The sequence below is a fragment of the Bacillus sp. 9.4 genome, assembly GCF_055486415.1.
Genome location: NZ_JBVFMU010000001.1, coordinates 1 through 21,528 on the forward strand (window position 1 = coordinate 1; position 21,528 = coordinate 21,528).

At 43.0% G+C, this 21,528-nt stretch carries 15 protein-coding genes and 1 tRNA gene; 4 read left to right on the plus strand and 12 right to left on the minus strand.

Features of this window, described 5'->3' with window-relative positions; genetic code table 11:
- The 4 genes from ACZ07B_RS00005 to ACZ07B_RS00020 all read right to left on the minus strand — a co-directional run.
- A partial coding sequence (locus ACZ07B_RS00005; protein ID WP_464876727.1) for a condensation domain-containing protein occupies nt 1–1,673 on the minus strand: 1,673 nt, incomplete at its 3' end.
- A gap of 373 nt (nt 1,674–2,046) precedes the next feature.
- Entirely contained in the window at nt 2,047–3,522 is a 1,476-nt protein-coding gene (dacB, locus tag ACZ07B_RS00010) for a D-alanyl-D-alanine carboxypeptidase/D-alanyl-D-alanine endopeptidase (RefSeq protein WP_464876728.1), read from the minus strand.
- A gap of 33 nt (nt 3,523–3,555) precedes the next feature.
- Entirely contained in the window at nt 3,556–4,533 is a 978-nt protein-coding gene (gene galM / locus ACZ07B_RS00015) for an aldose 1-epimerase (RefSeq protein WP_047182695.1), read from the minus strand.
- A 133-nt stretch (nt 4,534–4,666) separates the two neighbouring features.
- Entirely contained in the window at nt 4,667–6,058 is a 1,392-nt protein-coding gene (locus ACZ07B_RS00020; RefSeq protein ID WP_046160454.1) for an MATE family efflux transporter, read from the minus strand.
- Nucleotides 6,059–6,343: 285 nt separating this feature from the next.
- On the opposite strand from ACZ07B_RS00020, the gene iseA reads away from it, so the two are divergent.
- Entirely contained in the window at nt 6,344–6,889 is a 546-nt protein-coding gene (gene iseA / locus ACZ07B_RS00025) for a DL-endopeptidase inhibitor IseA (protein WP_014479968.1), read from the plus strand.
- Between the two features lie 93 nt (nt 6,890–6,982).
- Here the strand turns inward: iseA and ACZ07B_RS00030 are convergent.
- The 3 genes from ACZ07B_RS00030 to ACZ07B_RS00040 form a co-directional block, all read right to left on the minus strand.
- Nucleotides 6,983–7,055: transfer RNA gene (locus ACZ07B_RS00030), tRNA-Arg, on the minus strand.
- Nucleotides 7,056–7,107: 52 nt separating this feature from the next.
- Nucleotides 7,108–7,653: a site-specific integrase gene (locus ACZ07B_RS00035; RefSeq protein WP_003231473.1), complete on the minus strand. Its 546-nt coding sequence runs from the start codon at nt 7,651–7,653 to the stop codon at nt 7,108–7,110.
- A 314-nt stretch (nt 7,654–7,967) separates the two neighbouring features.
- Nucleotides 7,968–8,198, minus strand: a complete 231-nt coding sequence (locus ACZ07B_RS00040) for an excisionase family DNA-binding protein (RefSeq protein ID WP_003231472.1) — start codon at nt 8,196–8,198, stop codon at nt 7,968–7,970.
- Nucleotides 8,199–8,382: 184 nt separating this feature from the next.
- Between ACZ07B_RS00040 and ggt the strand changes: the two genes are divergently transcribed.
- A complete protein-coding gene (gene ggt, locus ACZ07B_RS00045; RefSeq protein WP_464876729.1) occupies nt 8,383–10,146 on the plus strand; it encodes a gamma-glutamyltransferase in 1,764 nt (587 codons plus the stop codon).
- A 163-nt stretch (nt 10,147–10,309) separates the two neighbouring features.
- Here ggt and yofA read toward each other — a convergent pair whose 3' ends face one another.
- Nucleotides 10,310–11,167, minus strand: coding sequence for a LysR family transcriptional regulator YofA (gene yofA, locus ACZ07B_RS00050; protein WP_464876730.1), 858 nt, complete (start codon nt 11,165–11,167; stop codon nt 10,310–10,312).
- A 128-nt stretch (nt 11,168–11,295) separates the two neighbouring features.
- On the opposite strand from yofA, the gene ACZ07B_RS00055 reads away from it, so the two are divergent.
- Nucleotides 11,296–12,285 carry a zinc-binding dehydrogenase gene (locus ACZ07B_RS00055; RefSeq protein WP_426692205.1) on the plus strand — a complete coding sequence of 330 codons (990 nt, stop codon included), beginning with the start codon at nt 11,296–11,298 and terminating at the stop codon, nt 12,283–12,285.
- Between the two features lie 56 nt (nt 12,286–12,341).
- Here the strand turns inward: ACZ07B_RS00055 and gltD are convergent, their stop codons facing one another.
- Both gltD and gltB read right to left on the minus strand, forming a co-directional pair.
- Nucleotides 12,342–13,823 (minus strand): glutamate synthase small subunit, encoded by a 1,482-nt coding sequence (gene gltD, locus ACZ07B_RS00060; protein ID WP_212130377.1) that lies wholly within the window; start codon nt 13,821–13,823, stop codon nt 12,342–12,344.
- 16 nt (nt 13,824–13,839) lie between these two features.
- Nucleotides 13,840–18,402 carry a glutamate synthase large subunit gene (gltB, locus tag ACZ07B_RS00065; protein ID WP_464876731.1) on the minus strand — a complete coding sequence of 1,521 codons (4,563 nt, stop codon included), beginning with the start codon at nt 18,400–18,402 and terminating at the stop codon, nt 13,840–13,842.
- Between the two features lie 146 nt (nt 18,403–18,548).
- Between gltB and gltC the strand changes: the two genes are divergently transcribed.
- On the plus strand, nt 18,549–19,451 hold the full coding sequence (gltC, locus tag ACZ07B_RS00070; RefSeq protein ID WP_004399246.1) for a glutamate biosynthesis transcriptional regulator GltC: 903 nt from the start codon (nt 18,549–18,551) through the stop codon (nt 19,449–19,451).
- 50 nt (nt 19,452–19,501) lie between these two features.
- Here gltC and proB read toward each other — a convergent pair whose 3' ends face one another.
- The gene (gene proB / locus ACZ07B_RS00075) at nt 19,502–20,617 is read right to left on the minus strand and encodes a glutamate 5-kinase (RefSeq protein WP_015383806.1); all 1,116 of its coding nucleotides are present in this window, start codon (nt 20,615–20,617) and stop codon (nt 19,502–19,504) included.
- Nucleotides 20,614–21,507 carry a pyrroline-5-carboxylate reductase gene (gene proC, locus ACZ07B_RS00080; RefSeq protein ID WP_464877025.1) on the minus strand — a complete coding sequence of 298 codons (894 nt, stop codon included), beginning with the start codon at nt 21,505–21,507 and terminating at the stop codon, nt 20,614–20,616. Before proC ends, proB begins: the two co-directional genes overlap by 4 nt.
- Nucleotides 21,508–21,528 lie beyond the last annotated feature (21 nt).

The following is a 21,528-nucleotide window of genomic DNA, read 5'->3' on the forward strand; positions in this document are numbered from 1 at the left end:
AGCGATGCCCCGCTGTCTTTCAGCATGTAGCTCAGCCGCTCCTTTGGATACGCAGGATCAAGCGGCAAATACGCCCCGCCGGCCTTCAAGACAGCAAGGACAGCGATCAGCATGTCAGGTGAGCGTTCAGACAGGATTCCGACGATACTTTCGTTTGTGACACCGCGTGCCGCAAGGTGCGCAGCCAGCCGGCTGGCGTACATATCAAGCTCAGCGTATGTCAGCGAACCGCCTGAAAAGCGAACGGCCAGCCGCTCAGGTGTGAAAGCTGCCTGTCGCTCAAACAGCCCATGCAGGGTGAAAGCTTTAGGCGAAACAGCTTCCGTCTTGTTAAACTCATACAACAATTTTTGCTTTTCTCTTGTATTCGTCATATCTAATTCTCTTATAAAGCTGTGCGGATGTTGAAGGGCGTTTTCCAGTATGGTAAGCAGATGAGATTGTATTCGTTTAATATCCTCAAGAGAAAACAAGGTATTTTGATAGTCGAAATTTAATTGAATGGTTCCATTGTCTATCCGTTCTTGTATTTGAACTGAAAGCTCATTCGCGGTGTATCCGCTGAAATAAAGCGCTGTTTCATAGTCAAAATCATCTGCATTGTGCCACTGAAGTGGCTGATACTGCATAGATATACCGATAAGGTTGTGTAAATCCTTCTGTTCATTTCTTAATTCATTTACAAGCAAATTATAAGGAAACCGTTGATGACGCATAACAGAAAGCTGTTCCCTGCCTATTGTGCGGACAAAGGAAAGAAAATCTGTGTCAGGATCAACCGTTATTCTGATTGGAAGAGAACTAACGAACATGCCGAGCATTTCTTTTTCAGCCTTTGACCCTCTGTTGCCATAGTAGGTGCCAATGGCAAGATCTTTTTTAGAAGTGATTCGGCTGATGCATATGTAAAATGAAGCCATAAATAAGGAAATGATATTGATCTTGTGTTCTTCGCAGAAGATTCGAATCGTTTGCTCTAGATCAGGTGAAAGAATGATGGTGTCTCTGGATGCAGATGTGCTCTGTTTTTGTAAGGACGTCTGGTCGGCTAACGAGTGGTATTCCAACGGGTGCTCAAAGGTTTGCGTCCAAAATAAACGGTCCTTTGCAAACCGCGGAGATTGTAGATATTGACTCTCTTTTTCGATGTAGCTCAAGTAAGAAGGTTCCGGCTGATCAGGTAAAGGATCTTTCTTTTTCATTTTTTGATAAAGATCTATAATTTGATTTCCCATCACATTTAAAGAGATTCCATCTATTATGATATGATGGAATTTCGCAAATAGCCAAACTTCATGAGAGTCAATTCTAAGGAGGTAAAATTGATAAAGAGGCGAGTTGAACAGTTTAAATGGAATGCTCGCTTGATCCTGAATCCATTGCTCTATTTCTATCATTTCAACATTTGAAAAATCAATTATTCTAAGTGGATAATATTTATATTCAGTAAGGTGCAATCGCGGCTCAAGCTCTTCTCCTTCTAACAGCTGAAATCTAATGGCGTCGTTGCGGGAGATGGAATGATTCAGCGCTCCCTCCAGAGTATCAAGCTCAATATTGCCTTTGAATTTCACACAGGCTGTGAGATTGCAAATGCTGGTATCTGGCTCCAGCAGTTCGGTAAACCACACTCTCCTTTGGGCATGGGTTAAAGAATAAGTATGTTCGCTCAACGGATTCCCTCCAGTTCTCATAATAAGAGGATAAGAAAAAGTAGAAAAAAGCAGAAAAATGACAATAAAAGAAATTATATGACTATATAATCCATATATGCACTATATTAACGGATATTTTTTAAAGTACAATAAAAAACATTAAATTTTTATAACATTTTTTTGAATATAGTATTATTTCTTTATTTTTCGTTTCTTTTTTTATCAAATTTCCGGATATAAAGTGATAAAAGTATTGTTTTACATAAGGTCTTATACACTACTTTTTAATCGAACTAATTTGCTTTTGTGCATCATTCTTATAATTATTGGAAGATTCGACAAAGACAGACATAAAAAACCTGTTTTCTCATGGAAAACAGGTCTGCCGCTATTATTGATTTGCCAAAATGACAGCGATTTGATCCTCAATATCTTTTCCATCCTCTTCATCAATCAATCCATTTAGAAGAATAGAGAAAACAAGTTTTTTTCCGCTCTTTGTTTCTGCGTACCCCGATAGAGAGCTTACCGTACTGAGCGATCCGGTTTTTGCTCTTACTTTTCCTTGTGCAGGAGTGTCTTTCATACGGTTTCTCAGCGTTCCGCCCACCATTCTGTCAGGATTCCCCGCAACAGGTAAAGAATTTAGATAAGCCGAGAACCAACTCTGATCCTGAATGTCATATAACAGCTGTGAAAGTTGATCTGAAGATACAGCATCAATATGTGAGATTCCTGATCCGTCCCTTAAGACGAGTGATTTAGAATCAACACCAAATTCCGGAAGCGTACTGTTTAACACTTCGAGCCCCTTTTCCCAGCTCCCTTCTCCTTTTTTCACTTTCCCCATCTCTTTTACGAGCACTTCGGCATGTCCGTTATTACTTAATTTCATGAACGGCACAAAAAGTTTCGATAAAGGCATTGAGCGATGAGAGAGCAGCACATCTGAAGAACTAGGTGCTTCACCCGTCTTGATGTCCCCTTTCACAGTAATTCCTTGTTTTTTTAGTGACTGCTTAAATAAATCTAAGGCATATCCGGCAGGCTCCCAGACAGAAATCCATTCCTTTGTCTTGTTTGCGTCAACCGGTATGCTCCCTTCAATTGTAATCGTGTTTGTTCCATGCTCTCTTTCGATTGTGAGGTCTTTCTCTGAACCGGCAGCAGTCGTTTCAGCATCGTTCTTTATCGTTATATAATCGGTTTTCGGAGAGACAGACACGGCAGGCTCTTCCCCTTCTTTTTGATTTGGGGTGACTTCAACAATCACAGTGCCTGCATCATAGTCTTCGTTTGGAGACGCTGTTAGAGCGGAGATTGGCGCGCCATAATATGTGTATTCATCGCTCCAAGGCATATCAGGTGATAATCGCATGTTATCATGCCACGTATCATCACCGATCAGATTGCCTTTAATTACTTTTACGCCGGAATGTTTCAATTTCTCAGCCATTTTGTCAAAATCAGATGGTAAAAGTGTCGGATCGCCTTTCCCTTTCAAATAAAGGTTACCATTCAGCTTTTTCCCTTTCAGTGTTCCATCCGTCCGGACCTCGGTTATAAAAGAATAGTTCTCGCCAAGGACAGAAAGTGCCGCGGCCGCTGTCAAAAGCTTTAGAGAAGAGGCAGGCCTCATTCGGGTGTCTCCTGAATGTTCATATAGAACAGCACCTGTTTCCGCAGAGCGAACGGTGATGCCGGCCATTGCGCTTTCGAGGGCAGGATGATCAGCTAAAATCTTATCGATCTGCCCGGAAAGTGCATCTTGTTTTTCAGCGGCAAGCGCAGCCTGATGCATATAAGGCACCGAAGCAACGACGAAAAGCAGTAAAACAGCAACATAAAGCTTTATGCTTTTTTTCATTAATTTCCCCGCCTCTCTGCGTTTCATCATTAGCTATTGATGATTCAGTTCAATGGTGATACTGCTTTTAGCTGTCGTTTCTTCTCCCGGCTCCAGCACTTGTAAACCAGTGAGTGACGAAGGTAAATCAAGATTCACTGCGTTTGTCACCCATGTGTAAGGTTCAGGGCATAAATACCCTTGTTTTCCGTCCGCATTGTATACAACCCAATGTTTAAACTGTTCATCTGCCTTATAAATAATGCTGATATGTGCATGCTGATGATAAATGACTGCCTGGTTTTCTCCGCCCCTCTTCTGATAAGAAGATAAAAAGACATCATCCAGCTGCTTGTGGCGCAAATCCATTCCTTCATGCAAAGCTTCTTTATTCGGTACATCCATCAGTTTCCCGGTCGGCAGCAGGCGTTCATCCAACTCCCATTGCTGATCTGCTGTCAGGGAGAATAACGAGCTTTCTGCCGGAAACACAAATGTAGTATGATAACCAATTCCCCAAGGAAACGCTTCCTTTCCTTTGTTCATGACCGTCGCATGTTTAAATAGAGTATTCCCCTTTACCGTGTATGTCATCCGAACGACGGCATGGTGAGGAAATTGCTTATACACATGGGGGAGCTCAGAAAGATCAATTTCTGTTTCAACAATCACTTCTTCATCAGTTTTCTTCGCGGTCACTACGTTCCACTTTTCATGGTAAAGAAACCCATGAAGATGGTTGTGTTTATCCTTCTCGTTGATATCAAAATGATACGTTCTGCCCCGGAAACTGAATGTACCGTCACTTATGCGGTTAGGCGGGAACAGGATTGGAATGCCATACAATGTTGGTGTGTCGTGAAAACTTTCTGCTGTTTCCGGTTCACGCAAAAGCTGGACTTTTGTTGTTTTGTCCACGAGAGAAATGACGTTGCTCCCCCACTCAGGGACAACAATCATTTCTAGATGTTCGTTGCCCGCTTTGATGGCCGGCGTTCCCAAATACGTGATTTTCTCAATAAAGTTTGCCATGTTTACTCAACCTCTCCTTGATTCATTGCTAGTATAAGAATTCAATGTACTGTACCATATTTCCTCCATTTTATATTTTCCCCTATCAAATAAAAAAACACCGTTCAAACTTATGAACGGTGTGATTCGGAGGCTATTGGATGAGACGTGTGATTTGTTTCTTTTTCCAGACGAATTGATAATACCCATAAATCAACAGCAAGCTGACGGCAAACGCAGCTGGATAACCAACCCAGACGCCGAGTATTTCAAGCTTTGTATAGTGAGAAAGGACGAAAGCGACAGGCACCTCTACTCCCCAGATTGCAAAAATACTGATGACGGTCGGCCATAAAACCGTTCCGCTTGCCCGCATCGTTGCAGAAATAATTTGGGCATTTCCAAACAGCAAATAGCTCCACAATGTAATCATCAAAAGACGGTGCGCAATGTAAAGCGTCTCTTGCTCGGTTAAAAATAACGATAAAATCTGATGTGAAAAAACATAGATCAGAATGATCAGTACGCCGCCAATGATATAATTCAGCCAAATCCCCACGCGAATGACCTGCTTTAAGCGGTCAAACTCGTTCGCTCCGATCGATTGCGCAGCGAAAATAGAAACCGCAATACCAAGGCTGACGGCCGGCATCTGTACATAGCTGGCCACCTGGTTGACCACTCCGTATGCAGCTGTTGCATTAGAGCCGTAATGATTGACGAATGAAATAACCGCTATCTCTGATAATGAGACAAGAATCATATTGATGCTTGCTGGGACCCCAAGACGCAGCAGGAGAACCAGCAGTTCCTTATCCATTGTCAAATAACGACGCACTGTTTTATCAAATTGCAGCGGGTGTTTTCGCTTTCGTAAATACACCATTAACACGAGAAAAGTCGCAATCGTAGAAATGACAGTTGCATATGCCGAGCCGTATATGCCCAGTTTCGGAAAACCAAACATGCCAAGGATTAAGACAGGCAAAAGCGCGATGTTGATAACCGTGCTCACAATCAGCGTATAAAACGGTGTCTTGGAATCTCCTGTTCCGCGCAAAAAGGTAGTATATGCAAAATATAAAAACATAAACGGCATAGCATAAAATAAAATACGTGCATAGTTAGCGCTGACATGAATGACATTTTCAGGCGTACCCATTAAACGAAGGATATCCAGGGTGAAAATACTGCCGATGACGGCTAACACAACGCCTAATAAAAATGTAAACGTGAGCGTCGTCCCGACAACAGCCTTTAGCCGTTCCTCATTTTTCGCTCCGTAAGCTTGTCCGATCAGAATCGAACTTCCTGAACCGATCCCAATCGTAAATGAGATTAAAAGAAAAAATAACGGGAAAAAGGATGATACAGCTGCCACTGCATCAACACCGAGCCATCTGCCTACAGCCATCATCCCGACTAGCTGGCCGACTGATTGCAGCACATTGCTCAGCAGAAGCGGCACTAAAAAGAGTGACATCGACCGCCAAACTGATGGTTTGCTTTTCTTTTGAGTTACAAGAGGTTCTTGTGATGTTTCCATATTAAAGGACTCCTTTATTTGAAATCGTTTTTAAACATGCCCTCATTTTTTGACAAAAACAGGATATGTAACATGTTATTATTCATCACTGCACATATGAAACCCTTCCCGATTCTTCTAATTTTACACATCTTTTTAGCTTATGAAGAATAAACTAGCAAGTAATGGCGTATTTTTTGTGAGTAAAAGAATAAAAAATAATTTATGCAAAAGTATTGTAATCTATCCGTAATTATTGTAACATTTGTAACATAAGAGAAAGAGATTTTGAAGGAGAGAGCGATAATGAAAAAATGTCTTCTATTTCTAACAACCATTGCACTTATTCTGTCATTAAGCACAAATGCATTTGCGAAAAATACATCAGGCGATTTATCACAAAAACAAGCATTACAGTTGGCATTATCCGCTAGAGAACATTTTTGGAACACCATGAGCGGCCACAATCCGAAGGTGAAAAAAGCAGTTTGCCCATCAGGCACATTCGAGTATCAAAATCTTCAATATGTATACATGTGCAGTGATCTAGGCACCAAAGCAAAAGCGGTGAATTACTTAACTCCTATTTTTACAAAAACAGCAATCGAAAAAGGCTTTAAAGATTATCATTTCACTGTTTCAAAAGGAAAGCTTGCTGTTCCAATCGGTGACGGAGACAATCTTTTGAATTGGAAAAAATCAACTGCTAAACTGGTCTCTAAAAAAGGCGGCACAATCACATACGAATTTACCGTCCCTACATTAGACGGATCCCCTTCTGCAAAACGGAAAGTGACATTCGTGAAAGAAAATAAAAAATGGAAAGTCAATCAATTTGACGCAGTTATATAAGAAAAACGCCCGGTATAAGCGGGCGTTTTTTATTTGGTTTGCATAAAGAAAGACAACAGGCGAAAAGTGCCTGTTGTCTTTTTGTGAATATAACGCTCTAGGAGAGATTCGAACTCCCGACCTGCAGTTTAGGAAACTGCTGCACTATCCGCTGTGCTACTAGAGCTTTTGGTATTTATATAGTAGCTCTGATGATCAATATTTTCAAGCGATTTGTATTAAAGCCCTCCAAAAACCTTATATGCGGCTCTTGTCGTATCTTCATCAATACCGATATACCGCATTGTAATTGATGGTGATGAATGATTCAGTATTCTCTGCAGCTCGGCGATGTCTTTCGTTCGCTGATAAAAATGATAGCCAAACGTTTTCCGGAGTGTATGCGTCCCTATCTCCTCAAGTCCGCACGCCGCAGCGGCCTCTCTTAAAATTCTGTAGGCCTGAATGCGGGAAATCGGCTTCCTGGTCCGCACTGATTTAAAAAGATATTCGTTTTCCTTCATGTCTTTCGTATACTCGTATATTTCCTGTTTCAGCGATTCTAAAATAAGAATCTTTCTTTTCTTTTTCGTTTTGCTTTCAGTCGCCCATAAATGATCTTTATTTTGAACGTCCTTCACTTGCAGCGGCAGAATATCAGAAATGCGGAGCGCGCTGTTGATGCCGAAAATAAACAGAAAATAATCCCGCTTGTTTTTGTTAAGCAAATACTGTTTGACTTCTTGGATTTTCTCTAGACTGCGAATTGGCTGTACAATATGCATCAAAAAACTCCTTAAAACCGTTATGTAACGTTTTGAGGTCTATGTTACTATTATATCTGAAAAACGTTGAATGTCAAAGTGCGGCGGCATTTATGTAACATAATATACATAGTGTTACATAAGCTTTTAAAAAAGCTTCTTCAAACCTTCACCCTATAAAATAAGCTTTAAAGCCTCTTATAAAGCTTTTAACCTCTTGGATACTTATCCCCCTACTAATCATCAAAAATCCTCTTAAAACACAATCTGACGCTCCCAATTTTCTGGAGCTTCCGCAAAAACATACAAAAAAAGACACAATTTCAAATTGTGTCCTAATCCTCATCCTTTACATCAATATCTTCCGGGATTGGTTCATTTAATATTTCCTGCACAAGTGCTTTGTAATTCTCCAGCTGTTCGAGATGCGTTTTGAACTGCTCCTTATAAATCAAAAATTGCTCCCCGTCATGAACGGCTCTGATTTTCCCTTCGAGCACCAAGCTTTTAATATAATCCTCTGAAAGATTTGTATATTCTGCTGTTTCTTCAATCGTTAAATACATATAGCAGTCCCTTCTTAATCCGTATGCTGATTCTAATATAGCACATGGCTCATATCAATATAATCAATTTTGCACAGAAAAACGGCTTTATGCACTATATAATATACCATTTGTCACTTGTGAAAACGCTGTAATTTTTTTACGCTAAGATTGTAACAATACAGCTTCATATAGGAGGGAGAACATGAAAAGAACGTGGAACGTCTGTTTAACAGCTCTGCTTAGTGTTCTGTTAGTCGCTGGAAGTGTCCCTTTTCACGCGGAAGCTAAAAAACCGCCCAAAAGCTACGATGAGTACAAACAAGTAGATGTTGGAAAAGACGGCATGGTTGCGACCGCACATCCTCTTGCTTCTGAAATCGGTGCTGATGTGCTGAAAAAAGGAGGAAATGCTATTGACGCAGCGGTTGCCATTCAATTTGCACTCAATGTAACAGAGCCGATGATGTCAGGTATTGGCGGCGGCGGTTTTATGATGGTGTATGACGGAAAAACGAAGGATACAACGATAATCGACAGCCGTGAGCGCGCTCCAGCAGGCGCAACTCCTGATATGTTTCTGGACGAAAACGGAAAAGCAATACCTTTCTCTGAACGTGTAACAAAAGGTACTGCCGTTGGTGTTCCAGGCACTCTGAAAGGGCTGGAAGAAGCCTTGGATAAATGGGGAACCCGTTCGATGAAGCAATTAATTACCCCTTCTATTAAACTCGCTGAAAAAGGCTTTCCGATTGATTCTGTGTTGGCAGATGCCATTTCTGATTATCAGGAAAAACTTTCACGGACTGCCGCAAAAGATGTATTTTTACCAAATGGCGAACCGCTTAAAGAAGGAGATACCCTTATTCAAAAGGATTTGGCTAAAACATTTAAGCTTATTCGCTCCAAAGGCACTAACGCTTTTTATAAAGGGAAATTCGCCAAAACGCTTTCTGACACTGTCCAGGATTTCGGCGGATCAATGACAGAAAAAGATTTAGAAAATTACGACATTACAATTGATGAACCGATTTGGGGAGACTATCAAGGCTATCAAATCGCTACTACTCCTCCTCCAAGCTCCGGCGGTATTTTCTTATTGCAAATGCTGAAAATCCTTGATGATTTTAACCTTTCACAATACGATGTCCGCTCATGGGAAAAATATCAGCTGCTTGCTGAAACGATGCATTTGTCTTATGCCGACCGTGCGTCTTACGCAGGTGATCCCGAATTTGTAAATGTTCCTCTCAAAGGCTTGCTTCACCCCGATTATATTAAAGAACGCCAGCAATTAATCAACCTAGATCAAGTGAATAAAAAACCGAAAGCCGGTGACCCTTGGAAATACCAAGAAGGATCAGCAAACTATAAACAAGTTGAACAGCCGAAAGACAAAGTAGAAGGCCAAACAACCCACTTTACAGTTGCTGACCGTTGGGGAAATGTCGTTTCCTATACAACAACAATCGAACAGCTATTCGGAACGGGTATTATGGTCCCTGATTACGGTGTCATCCTAAACAATGAATTAACGGATTTTGATGCGATACCAGGCGGAGCTAACGAAGTACAGCCAAACAAACGGCCTTTAAGCAGCATGACCCCGACGATTTTATTTAAGGATGACAAGCCTGTCCTCACTGTTGGATCTCCTGGCGGGGCGACAATTATTTCATCCGTTTTGCAAACCATTCTCTACCACATTGAATATGGTATGGAATTAAAAGCAGCTGTTGAAGAGCCGAGAATTTACACAAACAGCATGAGCTCTTACCGTTACGAAGACGGAGTTCCTAAAAATGTCCTCAGCAAGCTAAACGGGATGGGCCACAAATTCGGCACAAGTCCGGTGGATATCGGAAACGTGCAAAGCATATCAATCGACCATGAAAACGGCACCTTTAAAGGTGTAGCTGATTCAAGCAGAAACGGCGCGGCGATCGGCATTAATTTAAAACGTAAATAAATAAAAAAACTGTACTCGCTTCAAATGAGTACAGTTTTTTCATGCAGATCTTTAATAACAACGGGCATTGCTGATGCTCTGTATCCCTGATTGCAATCCAAAATGACAGAATGATGACTGCTTCTTTGACAAACGTCTTTATTCTGCTAATGCACGTCTATCTTCATCTTTTCATTTCGTTTATCTCATCAAGAAATGTCTGAAACGCACTCGTAATAAAAAAGTCTTTCCTGTATATAAAGACGATCTCTAAGTCTTGATATGCTGGTGGCAATTGATGAATCCATACATTTGTACGATGCTCGGAGCAGTCAACAGCGGACTTTGGGAGCAGCGCCGTACCCATCCCGGCGGAAACACCTTTTATAATAGCCTCCAATGTGCCAAACTCTATGATTTTTTGATTGTGTATGCCTGCTTCCTCTAGTAATCTTTTGACCCTGTCACGATGAGAACAGCCAGCCCCAAAAAAGAGCATCGGCTGCTGAAGCATGTCTTCTGCCGTCCCTTCTCGTGATGAAATCAAAACTAATTCATCATGGGAAACATGGAGTTGTCTAACTGCAGCGTGTTCAACCGGCCCATATACAAAAGCGCCATCAACTTTATGATCAAGAACCTGTTGAATCAAATGATGCGTATCAGCTGTGTTCACTGATAAATCCACTTCAGGAAAACGCCTGAGGAAGGATGCTGCATGCTCAGGCAGATGCGTTACCGCCGTCGTTTCCAGTGATCCGATCCGCAAAGGCCCTTTTGGTTGCCTGCTCATTCGGGTCGATTTTTCAGCTTTGTCTAACAGCGATAATACTTGATCTGCATATTGTAAAAGATTTTCTCCTGCAGCAGTCAGCTTCATCCCCCGATTCGTTCGATGAAAAAGCCTGATATTCAAATCTTCCTCAAGGTTATGCACTCTGGCTGTCACATTCGACTGAACATAATTCAGCATTTGGGCTGCTTTCGTTATGCTTCCTTCGCGGGCGACAGCCTGAAAAATCTTTAAATCTCCGCTTTCCACGCGCTCTCACCTGCTTGCTATGATGAAAAGTGATATTGGCTATCATATTTGTTCATTTTACTCGAAGAAAACCGCTATGTAAAATATGTAAAGATATGAAAATACAATTCAATGAGGAGGCAGACAGCATGAAAGCTGTAATTCACAACGGAAAAGCCGGCCTTCAGGGGTTATCAGTCGAGGACGTTCCATCAACAAAGCCTGGATACGGAGAGGTAAAGGTTAAATTAAAATCCGCGGGCGTGAATCATCGTGACTTGTTTCTTATGAAAAACAAATCGGAACAAGATCCTCACATGATACTGGGTTCTGACGGCGCGGGTATCATCGAAGAGATTGGTGAAGGCGTGAAAAATGTTACTGTTCAGACAGAAGTAGTCATTTTCCCGACATTGAACTGGGATTTAACAGAGAATGTACCACCTGTACCTGAGATTCTGGGAGGTCCTTCGGACGGAACACTTGCTGAATATGTGATCATTCCTTCACAAAATGCAATCAAAAAACCTGCTTATTTATCTTGGGAAGAAGCGGGCGTTTTACCTTTATCCGCTTTAACTGCATATCGGGCTCTGTTTACAAAGGGGCAATTAAAAAAAGGCGAGCATCTATTGATACCCGGCATCGGCAGCGGTGTGGCAACCTATGCTTTATTTATGGCTAAGGCGATTGGGGCAACAGTAAGCGTGACCTCCCGCAGTGAGGAGAAAAGAAAAAAGGCGCTGCAATTAGGTGCTGATTACGCATTTGACAGCTACAGCAATTGGGATGAGCAGTTGCAGGGAAAAAAGGCGGATGTTGTTCTTGACAGCATAGGACCTGCTCTCTTTTCGGAATACTTCCGCCATGTAAAACCAAATGGCCGTATTGTCAGCTTTGGGGCAAGCTCAGGGGATAATCTCAGTTTTCCGGTGCGTTCTCTATTCTTTCCTCAGGTCAATGTTTTGGGAACCTCGATGGGAAGCGGTGAGGAATTTCAAGCTATGCTCGCTTTCATTGACAAACATAAGCTGCGGCCTGTAATTGACCGGATATATCCTTTAGAAAAAGCATGTGAAGCATATAAAAGAATGCAGGAAGGCAGACAGTTTGGAAACATCGGGATCGTAATGGAATAAAAAAAGAAACCGGCTGGCAACCAGACCGGTTTCTCTTATATGATAATCCCCTTTATTTACGGAAGAACTGAACTCCCCATCAAATATCGATCCACTTCACGCGCCACTTCACGGCCTTCATTAATCGCCCATACGATTAAGCTTTGGCCTCTTCTTGCATCCCCTGCGGCGAATACACCATCGATATTTGTTTGATAATCCCCATATGCTGCACTGATTTTGTTATTTACTGAATCAACACCGAACTGTTTCAACAGCGGCTGTTCTGTGCCTTCAAAGCCGATAGCGATAAAGACAAGCTGAGCAGGCCATACTTTTTCCGTTCCAGGCAGCTCGCGGAACTCGTATTTTCCATGCTCATTTTTCACTTTTTCCATTTGGATGGTATGAAGCTCTTTCAGCTTTCCGTTTTTATCCGCAACCATTTTTGTCGTTTGAATGGAGTATTCTCTCGGATCTCTTCCGAATTTTGCTTCTGCTTCCTCGTATGCATATTCAAGCGTAAAGACGTGTGGCTGTTCAGGCCACATATTGTCATTCGTGCGGGTTGGCGGAAGTTTCGGGTGTTTGCCGAATTGGTGCACGCTTTTGGCTTTTTGACGCAGAGCAGTAGCCACACAGTCAGCTCCTGTATCTCCGCCTCCGATTACGATGACATCCTTCCCTTTGGCATCAATGAATTGCTTGTCTTTAAAATTAGAATCTAAATAGCTTTTTGTTGCAAGTGTCAGGTAGTCCATCGCGTAATGGACTCCTTTTGAGTCGCGTCCTTCAATTAAGAGGTCCCGCTGTTTTTGAGCGCCTGTGCATAGGATCACAGCATCAAATTGCTCCTTTAGCTCATCAGCTGTAATGTCAACACCGATTTCTGTGTTCGTGACAAAATCAATTCCCTCTTGCGTCAGCAATTTAATTCGGCGTTCTACAATGCCCTTCTCAAGCTTCATGTTTGGAATGCCGTATGTTAAAAGGCCGCCCGCTCTGTCTGAGCGCTCAAAAACAGTGACGGAATGCCCTGCTTGATTCAGCTGGTCAGCACTCGCCAGTCCGGCTGGGCCCGACCCGACGATAGCCACTTTTTTGCCTGTTCGTTTTTTTGGAATTCTAGGTTGAATCCAGCCGTTCTCAAATCCTTTATCGATAATGGTCCGCTCGATGTTTTTAATTGATACGGCCGGATCTGAAATCGCTAAAGTGCATGATCCTTCACAAGGAGCGGGGCATACCCGCCCTGTGAATTCAGGAAAGTTGTTTGTTTTCAACAGACGTTCCAATGCTTCCTTCCATCTGCCCCGGTAGACAAGATCATTCCATTCAGGAATTAAGTTGTAAATCGGACAGCCGGATGTAAATCCGTTAATGTCCGCACCGATCTGGCAAAACGGTGTACCGCAATCCATGCACCGCGCCCCTTGCCGTTTCGATGCTTCTTCTGAAAAAGGAGCAGAATATTCTTTCCAATCCTTTAAGCGAGTGAGAGGGTCCCGCTCCGCAGGTTTTTCTCGTTTGATCTCCATAAATCCAGTTGGTTTCCCCATGTTCCTCTCCCCTTCCTTACTGTACTACCGCTTGTTTTTGTCCCGATGCTGCTGTATTCTGCTTTGGCTTCGTGTTGGCCTCAAAAGCGAACATGATGGCTTCTTCATCTGATAAACCTGCAGCTTTTTGCTCTTGGATGCTTGCGAGCATTTGTTTATAGTTTTTCGGAATGACTTTGACGAATTTTTTCACACTGTCTTCCCATTGATCAAGCAGATCTTCTGCTTTTTGGCTGTTTGTATACGCAGTATGTCTTTCAAGCATTGCTTTGATTTGCTGGATTTCTTTCTCATCCTCTAATGATTCAAATAAAATCATCTCAAGGTTGCATTTGCGTTTAAACGCTTTGACATCTTCGGCCAGTACATAAGCGATTCCGCCGGACATACCTGCCGCAAAGTTTTTGCCTACTTCACCGAGAACGACAACGCTGCCGCCAGTCATGTATTCACAGCCGTGGTCGCCAATGCCTTCTACAACTACGTTCACACCGCTGTTTCGAACGGCAAAGCGTTCACCAGCACGTCCGTTAATATATGCTTCTCCGCTTGTTGCTCCGTAAAAAGCCACGTTGCCGATAATGACATTGTCATCCGAAGCAGAGTTGAATCCTTCTGGTGACTTGACGATGATTTTTCCGCCAGAAAGCCCTTTTCCGACGTAATCATTTGAGTCTCCGTCCAAATAAAGCGTCATCCCTTTAGGAACGAAAGCTCCAAAGCTTTGGCCGGCTGATCCGGTAAAGTGCAGCTTGATTGTATCTTCAGGAAGACCTTCTTCTCCGTAACGCTTTGAGATTTCACTGCCGGTTATCGTTCCGGCTACACGATTTGTATTATTGATTTCAATCGAAATATCAGCTTCTTTTCCAGATTCGATGGCTTCTTGTACAGCCGGGAGAATTGTTGTGATATCAAGCGATTGATCAATTTTATGATTTTGCGGAGATTGGAATGTCCGCACTCCTTCAGGCTGATAAAGAAGTGTAGACAAATCAAGCTGGCCTGCTTTCCAGTGCCCCTTCGCCCGTTCACTTACATGAAGTACATCAGTGCGGCCGATCATTTCATCAAATGTCTTGAAGCCTAACGCAGCCATGTACTCACGAACTTCTTCAGCAATGAACAGCATATAATTCACAATATGATCAGGATCTCCCATGAACTTTTTGCGAAGCTCTGGATTTTGTGTCGCTACACCGACAGGGCATGTATCCAAATGGCAGGCACGCATCATGACACAGCCGAGTACAACTAACGGAGCTGTTGCAAAACCAAATTCTTCGGCGCCGAGCAAGGCAGCCATCACAACGTCGCGGCCCGTCATAAGCTTTCCATCTGTTTCTAATACAACACGGTCACGAAGTCCGTTCAGCATTAATGTTTGATGTGCTTCTGCAAGGCCAAGCTCCCATGGAAGCCCTGTATGTTTAATACTGGTTTTCGGAGAGGCACCTGTACCCCCGTCGTACCCGCTGATCACAATGACATCTGCAGTCGCTTTGGCAACACCTGCAGCAATTGTTCCTACACCTGCTTTTGACACCAGCTTTACGCTGATTCTTGCGTCACGGTTGGCATTTTTCAAATCGTGGATCAGCTGGGCTAAATCCTCAATCGAATAAATGTCATGGTGTGGCGGAGGTGAGATTAATCCGACACCTGGCGTTGACCCGCGGACATCGGCAACCCATGGATATACCTTGTTGCCAGGAAGCTGCCCGCCTTCACCCGGCTTAGCACCTTGAGCCATTTTAATCTGCAGCTCGTCAGCATTGACGAGGTAATGGCTTTTGACACCAAACCGTCCGGATGCAATTTGTTTGATCGCACTTCTTCTATCATCGCCGTTCTCATCTGGAACAAAGCGTTTGGGATCTTCACCGCCTTCACCGCTGTTGCTTTTTCCTCCAAGACGGTTCATTGCGATTGCCAAAGCTTCGTGCGCTTCCTTACTCAAGGACCCGAATGACATCGCACCCGTTTTAAAGCGTTTGACAATCGATTCAGCGGATTCAACCTCCTCCAACTTCAAAGGCTTGCGGTTTCCGTCAAATGCGAACAAGTTCCGCAAAAATCCGATGCGTTCTTCATCAGCCGCTTTTGTATACTGTTTAAACAGATTGTAATCATTTCTGCGGCACGCCCATTGCAAAGTATGAATCGTTTTCGGATTAAACGCATGATGCTCTCCGCCATTTCTCCATTGGAAGTCACTTCCCGGTTCAAGCGTTTTGCTGTAATCATCCTGATACGCTTCCCGGTGGCGGCGCTGTGTCTCTTCTGCAATTGTTTGTAAATCGATGCCGCCTAGCTGTGATGCAGTACCTGTGAAATAGCGGTCGATTACATCGCGGCTGATTCCTACCGCCTCAAAGATTTGGGCGCCTCTGTAGCTTTGCACAGTTGAAATTCCCATCTTAGACATCACTTTTACGACGCCCTCTGTAATGCTTTTTCCATATTTACTGACCGCTTCTTCATAGCTGATATCCAAACGGCCTTCATCAATTTCTTGCTTGTAGGTCGCATAAGCGAGATAAGGGTTAATCGCATCCGCGCCATAACCGATTAATGCTGCAAAGTGATGCACTTCACGCGCTTCTCCCGATTCCACAATAATACTGACCTTCGTACGCAGCCCTTTGCGGATTAAATGCTGGTGCAGCGCGCTTACTGCCAGAAGCGGCGGAATTGGGGTCAGTCGTTCGTTCATCTTTTTGTCTGATAAAATTAACAAACTTACGCCTTGGCTGATGGCTTTCTCTGCTTGTGTGAACATGTCCTTCAATCCGCGTTCAAGATCTTCTGAAAACAGCACATCAATTTTTTGGCTTTTTAAATCAGGATGAACAATCGTTTTCAATGCGTAAAACTGTTCATTGGATAAAACAGGTGTATACAGTTTAATCCGGCGAACATTTCGTTCACTCGGATGAAGAAGATCGCCTTCCGCACCGAGCCAAGTCATCGTTGAAGTGACAAGCTGCTCACGAATCGCGTCGATTGGCGGGTTCGTTACTTGTGCAAACAGCTGTTTAAAGTAGTTAAACAGTGATTGCGCTCGGTCAGAAAGTACAGCAAGCGGAGCGTCATTCCCCATTGAACCAAGGGGATCTTTGCCTTCTTTAATAACAGGAATTAGATACTTTTGGATATCTTCATATGTGTATCCGAATGCCTTCTGGCGAGTAAGAAGATCACTAAATTGTTCTTCTTCTCTTGACTCCGGATCAGGATTCACTTGTACGAGCTCTTCTTCAAGCCATTTTTGGTACGGATACTCAGTTGCAATTTGTGTTTTGACTTCTTCATCGGAGATAATACGGCCTTCTTCCAAGTCGATTAAAAGCATTTTCCCAGGCTCAAGGCGGTTTTTATATAAAACGTTCTCCTGTTCAACTTCAATAACGCCTACTTCAGATGAGAAAATAATATAATCATCTTTTGTGACATAATAACGGGCCGGACGGAGACCATTCCGGTCAAGGATCGCCCCGATTTGTTTACCGTCAGTAAATGAAATAGCTGTCGGTCCGTCCCAAGGCTCCATCAGGGAGCTATGGTACTCGTAGAACGCCCTTTTTTCCTTGGACATATGCGTATTTTCCGTCCAAGGCTCTGGAATGAGCATCATTGCCGTATGTGCCGGTTTGCGTCCAGCCATCACAAAAAACTCAAATGCGTTATCCAAAATGGAAGAGTCACTGCCATCAGCATTGAGAATCGGCAAAATCTTGTTTAAGTCCTCACCGAAGCTTTCAGAAACAAATTGCTGCTCACGTGCTCTCATCCAGTTGATATTTCCGCGAAGGGTGTTAATTTCACCATTGTGAACCAAATAGCGGTTAGGATGCGCTCTTTCCCATGTAGGGAATGTATTGGTACTGAAGCGTGAATGAACAAGCGCAAAAGCAGAAACGAATGCTTCGTCTTGCAGATCAGAATAAAATGCATCAACCTGTTCAGGTGTTAAAAGGCCTTTGTAAACAATGGTCTGGCTTGAAAGACTGGCAAAATAAAAATCAAGACCTTCCGTTACTCCCCAATTTTCAGCCTGTTTACGAATGACATACAATTTTCGTTCAAAAGATAAATTGTCCTTTAGATCAGAACTTGCGCCGATAAATACCTGACGGACAAACGGACAGCTTTTTTGTGCCACTGTTCCGATTTTTCCGACATTTACAGGTACAGTTCTCCATCCAAGAACGACTTGACCTTCTTGTTCAATCAGTGCATTGATTTGCTTTTCAATTTTTTTTCTTTCATCTTCTTTCTGTGAGAAAAAGACCATTCCTACCCCGTAACGTTCTTTTTCTGGCAGATTGATGTCTTTGCACTCTTTTCTAAAGAAAGCATCAGGGATTTGAACCAGTAAGCCGGCTCCGTCTCCTGTATCCGGATCACTGCCTTGCCCTCCTCTATGGTCTAGCTGGCAAAGCATCTTAAGTCCTTGTTTGACAATGTCGTGAGTCTGCTTGCCCTTTAAGTGTGCATATAGGCCGATTCCGCATGCATCATGTTCAAATTCAGGACGGTAGAGACCTTGAGCTTTTGGCATTTGATTGTACGTCATAATTCCTCTCCCCCGATCAATTTCCGATAATACCGGTCATAAAATCTAACAACTCTATAATCATTGTAGGTTTTCAAAACGATATAAACAATATATAATTTAGATCAAAAGAATCTCAAAATGAGATAGATGGATGTGAGACAAACATGGAGCTGCGCCAACTGCGTTATTTTATGGAGGTGGCTGAAAGAGAACACGTTTCAGAAGCCGCTGATCATTTGCATGTGGCCCAATCAGCAATCAGCAGACAAATTGCCAATCTTGAAGAAGAATTAAATGTGACCTTATTTGAGCGTGAAGGGAGAAATATCAAACTCACGCCAATCGGAAAAGAATTTTTGATTCATGTGAAAACGGCGATGAAAGCCATTGATTATGCGAAAGAACAAATTGATGAGTATCTTGACCCGCATCGCGGAACGGTAAAGATCGGCTTTCCTACAAGCCTCGCCAGCCAGCTTTTGCCGACTGTCATTTCAGCGTTTAAAGAAGAATATCCGCACGTCGAATTTTTGCTGCGCCAAGGCTCCTATAAGTTTCTGATTGAAGCTGTCAGAAACCGCGATATTGATCTGGCCTTATTAGGGCCGGTGCCGACGAATTTCTCTGACATAACGGGAAAAATATTATTTACTGAAAAAATTTACGCGCTTGTTCCATTAAATCATCCGCTTGCTAAACAAAAAACGGTTCATTTAATCGATTTGCGCAACGACCAATTTGTATTGTTCCCGGAAGGATTTGTACTTAGAGAGATGGCAATTGATACTTGCAAACAAGCAGGCTTTGCTCCTCTCGTTTCTACGGAGGGTGAGGATTTGGATGCTATCAAAGGGTTAGTGTCCGCAGGAATGGGCGTTACCCTTCTGCCTGAAAGTACTTTTGCTGAAACAACACCTCGTTTTACTGTGAAAATTCCAATTGAGTTCCCTCAAGTAAAACGGACTGTTGGAATCATTAAACCGAAAAATAGAGAGCTTGCGCCTTCTGCGAATGATTTTTATGAGTTTGTCATTCAATTTTTCTCTAAGCTGGAGCAGTATCAATAAAAAAATGAACCCGAGCTTCTATATAGAAGCTTCGGGTTTTTTTCTGCAAATTAATTTACAGGTAAAGAAAAATCCACATGGCAAACAAATGCTTCTTGATCAATTAGAGCTCTGTTTGTCAGTTCCTTTTTCTTTTCCGGTTCTTGAAGCTGTACAGAAGAGTAATTGACGATTCCAAGGCCGATTTCCGTCCCTTTTGAATCCATCAGCCGAACAACTGAACCGCTTTTGAATTTCCCTTTAATCTTCTGTACACCGTCCAGGTATAAACTCGATTGGCCGTTTGTTATTTTTCGTGAACAATCATCTGATAAAAACATTTCACCTTCCGGACCGGAATTAAAAGCGATCCATTGCTCCTTTTGATTCAACGGAAGCGTTCCTTCTGCTTCAAAATAGGTGCCTTCCGCCTGTTCATGAACGGCGTGGTATAAAATATCGCCGGCATCTGCCTGACCTAGGAAACCTTTAATGCCAGACGCCATTACGATTTTAAACGCATCAAGCTTAGAGCGCATGCCGCCGGTGCCAACGATGCTTCCAGTGTCACCTGCGCATGCTTCGATGTCAGGTGTTATTTCACTCACCCGCTGTATCCTTTTCGCTTCTGGATTTGTGCGCGGATTGCCGTCATATAATCCGTCTATATCTGATAAAATCACAAGCATATCTGCATCAATCAAACCTGCGACTTTTGCCGCGAGCGTATCATTGTCGCCAAACTTGAGCCGATTGACAGTAACTGTGTCATTCTCGTTTATGATCGGGATAATGCCGCGCTCGAGCAGTACATTCATTGTATTCCTGACATTGTTGTATCGATATTCATCAGAAAAATCGCTTCTCGTAATTAAAATTTGGGATGCGACATAGCCGTGTGCCAAGAACAGCTTTGAATAAGCCTCCATCAGCAATCCCTGGCCGATTGAAGCTGATGCTTGTTTTTCTGGAAGCTTCTCGGGCCTTTGGATAAATCCGAGCTTCCGATATCCTGCCGCCACCGCGCCTGAGGAAACCAAAATCACTTCATAACCGGCGTCTTTGAGTTTGACGACCTGGTCGACCAACGCTTCTAATTTTCGAATGCTGATTTCTCCATGAAGGCTTGTTAATGAACTGCTTCCAATCTTCACAACGACTCTTTTCATGCTTGTATCAGGCGTCACTTTATCACTCCTGATAGCGGCGCTGCAGTTTTTTCGATATCTTCGCTGATTTCCTTTGAACGCTTAGCCGCATGCTTTATTGCTTGAGAAATCGCTTCTCCGCCGCCGCTTTTTTTCAAGGCTTGCAGCCCCGCTGCTGTCGTTCCGTTCGGTGACGTGATATTATCTCTTAAGATCTCAGGATGTTCTCCTGTTTCCATGAGCATTTTTGCGGCACCTAAAAGTGTCTGTGCGCCGATGCTTCGAGATAACTGTTTATCGAGGCCCGCTTCCTCGCCTGTCTTTTCAATGAATTCCATTAAATAATAAAAATACGCGGGGCCGCTGCCTGCAATTCCGGTGAATATATCCATTTGATTTTCTTGGATTGTATAGACTTCGCCCATGCATCCGAGCAATGCTTCGGCCAGCTTCTTCAAGTCTTCCGACACATATTTGCCAAGGGCAATAGCTGTTGCAGAAGCGCCAATCATACTGGAAGTGTTGGGCATCACTCTGACAACAGGCTGTTCATTAAGCAATGATTGTTCAATAAAAGAGGTGGTTATGCCGGCAAGGACCGACAATATTAATTGTTGGGGTTGAATACGTGATTTTAGTGATGACAGAGCGTTTTCGGCGTCTTTTGGCTTCATTGCCAAAATGAGTACATCCATGTCTTCAATACATAGCTGGTTCGGCAAGGCGCCTTTGATTCCATATTGAAGTTCAAGTTCAGTTAATCGCTCTGTATTGCTGCGGTTTGTAACGCAGATGTTTTGTTTCGGGATTTTGTTGGCACGAACGATACCTGATATCATTCCTTCCGCCATAGATCCTGCTCCTATAAAGGCTACTTTCTTTTGATCAAAGATCGGTAACATCTCCTTTGTTCGCTTTTTTGTTCGCATTTTCACACGTTTAAAATGTTA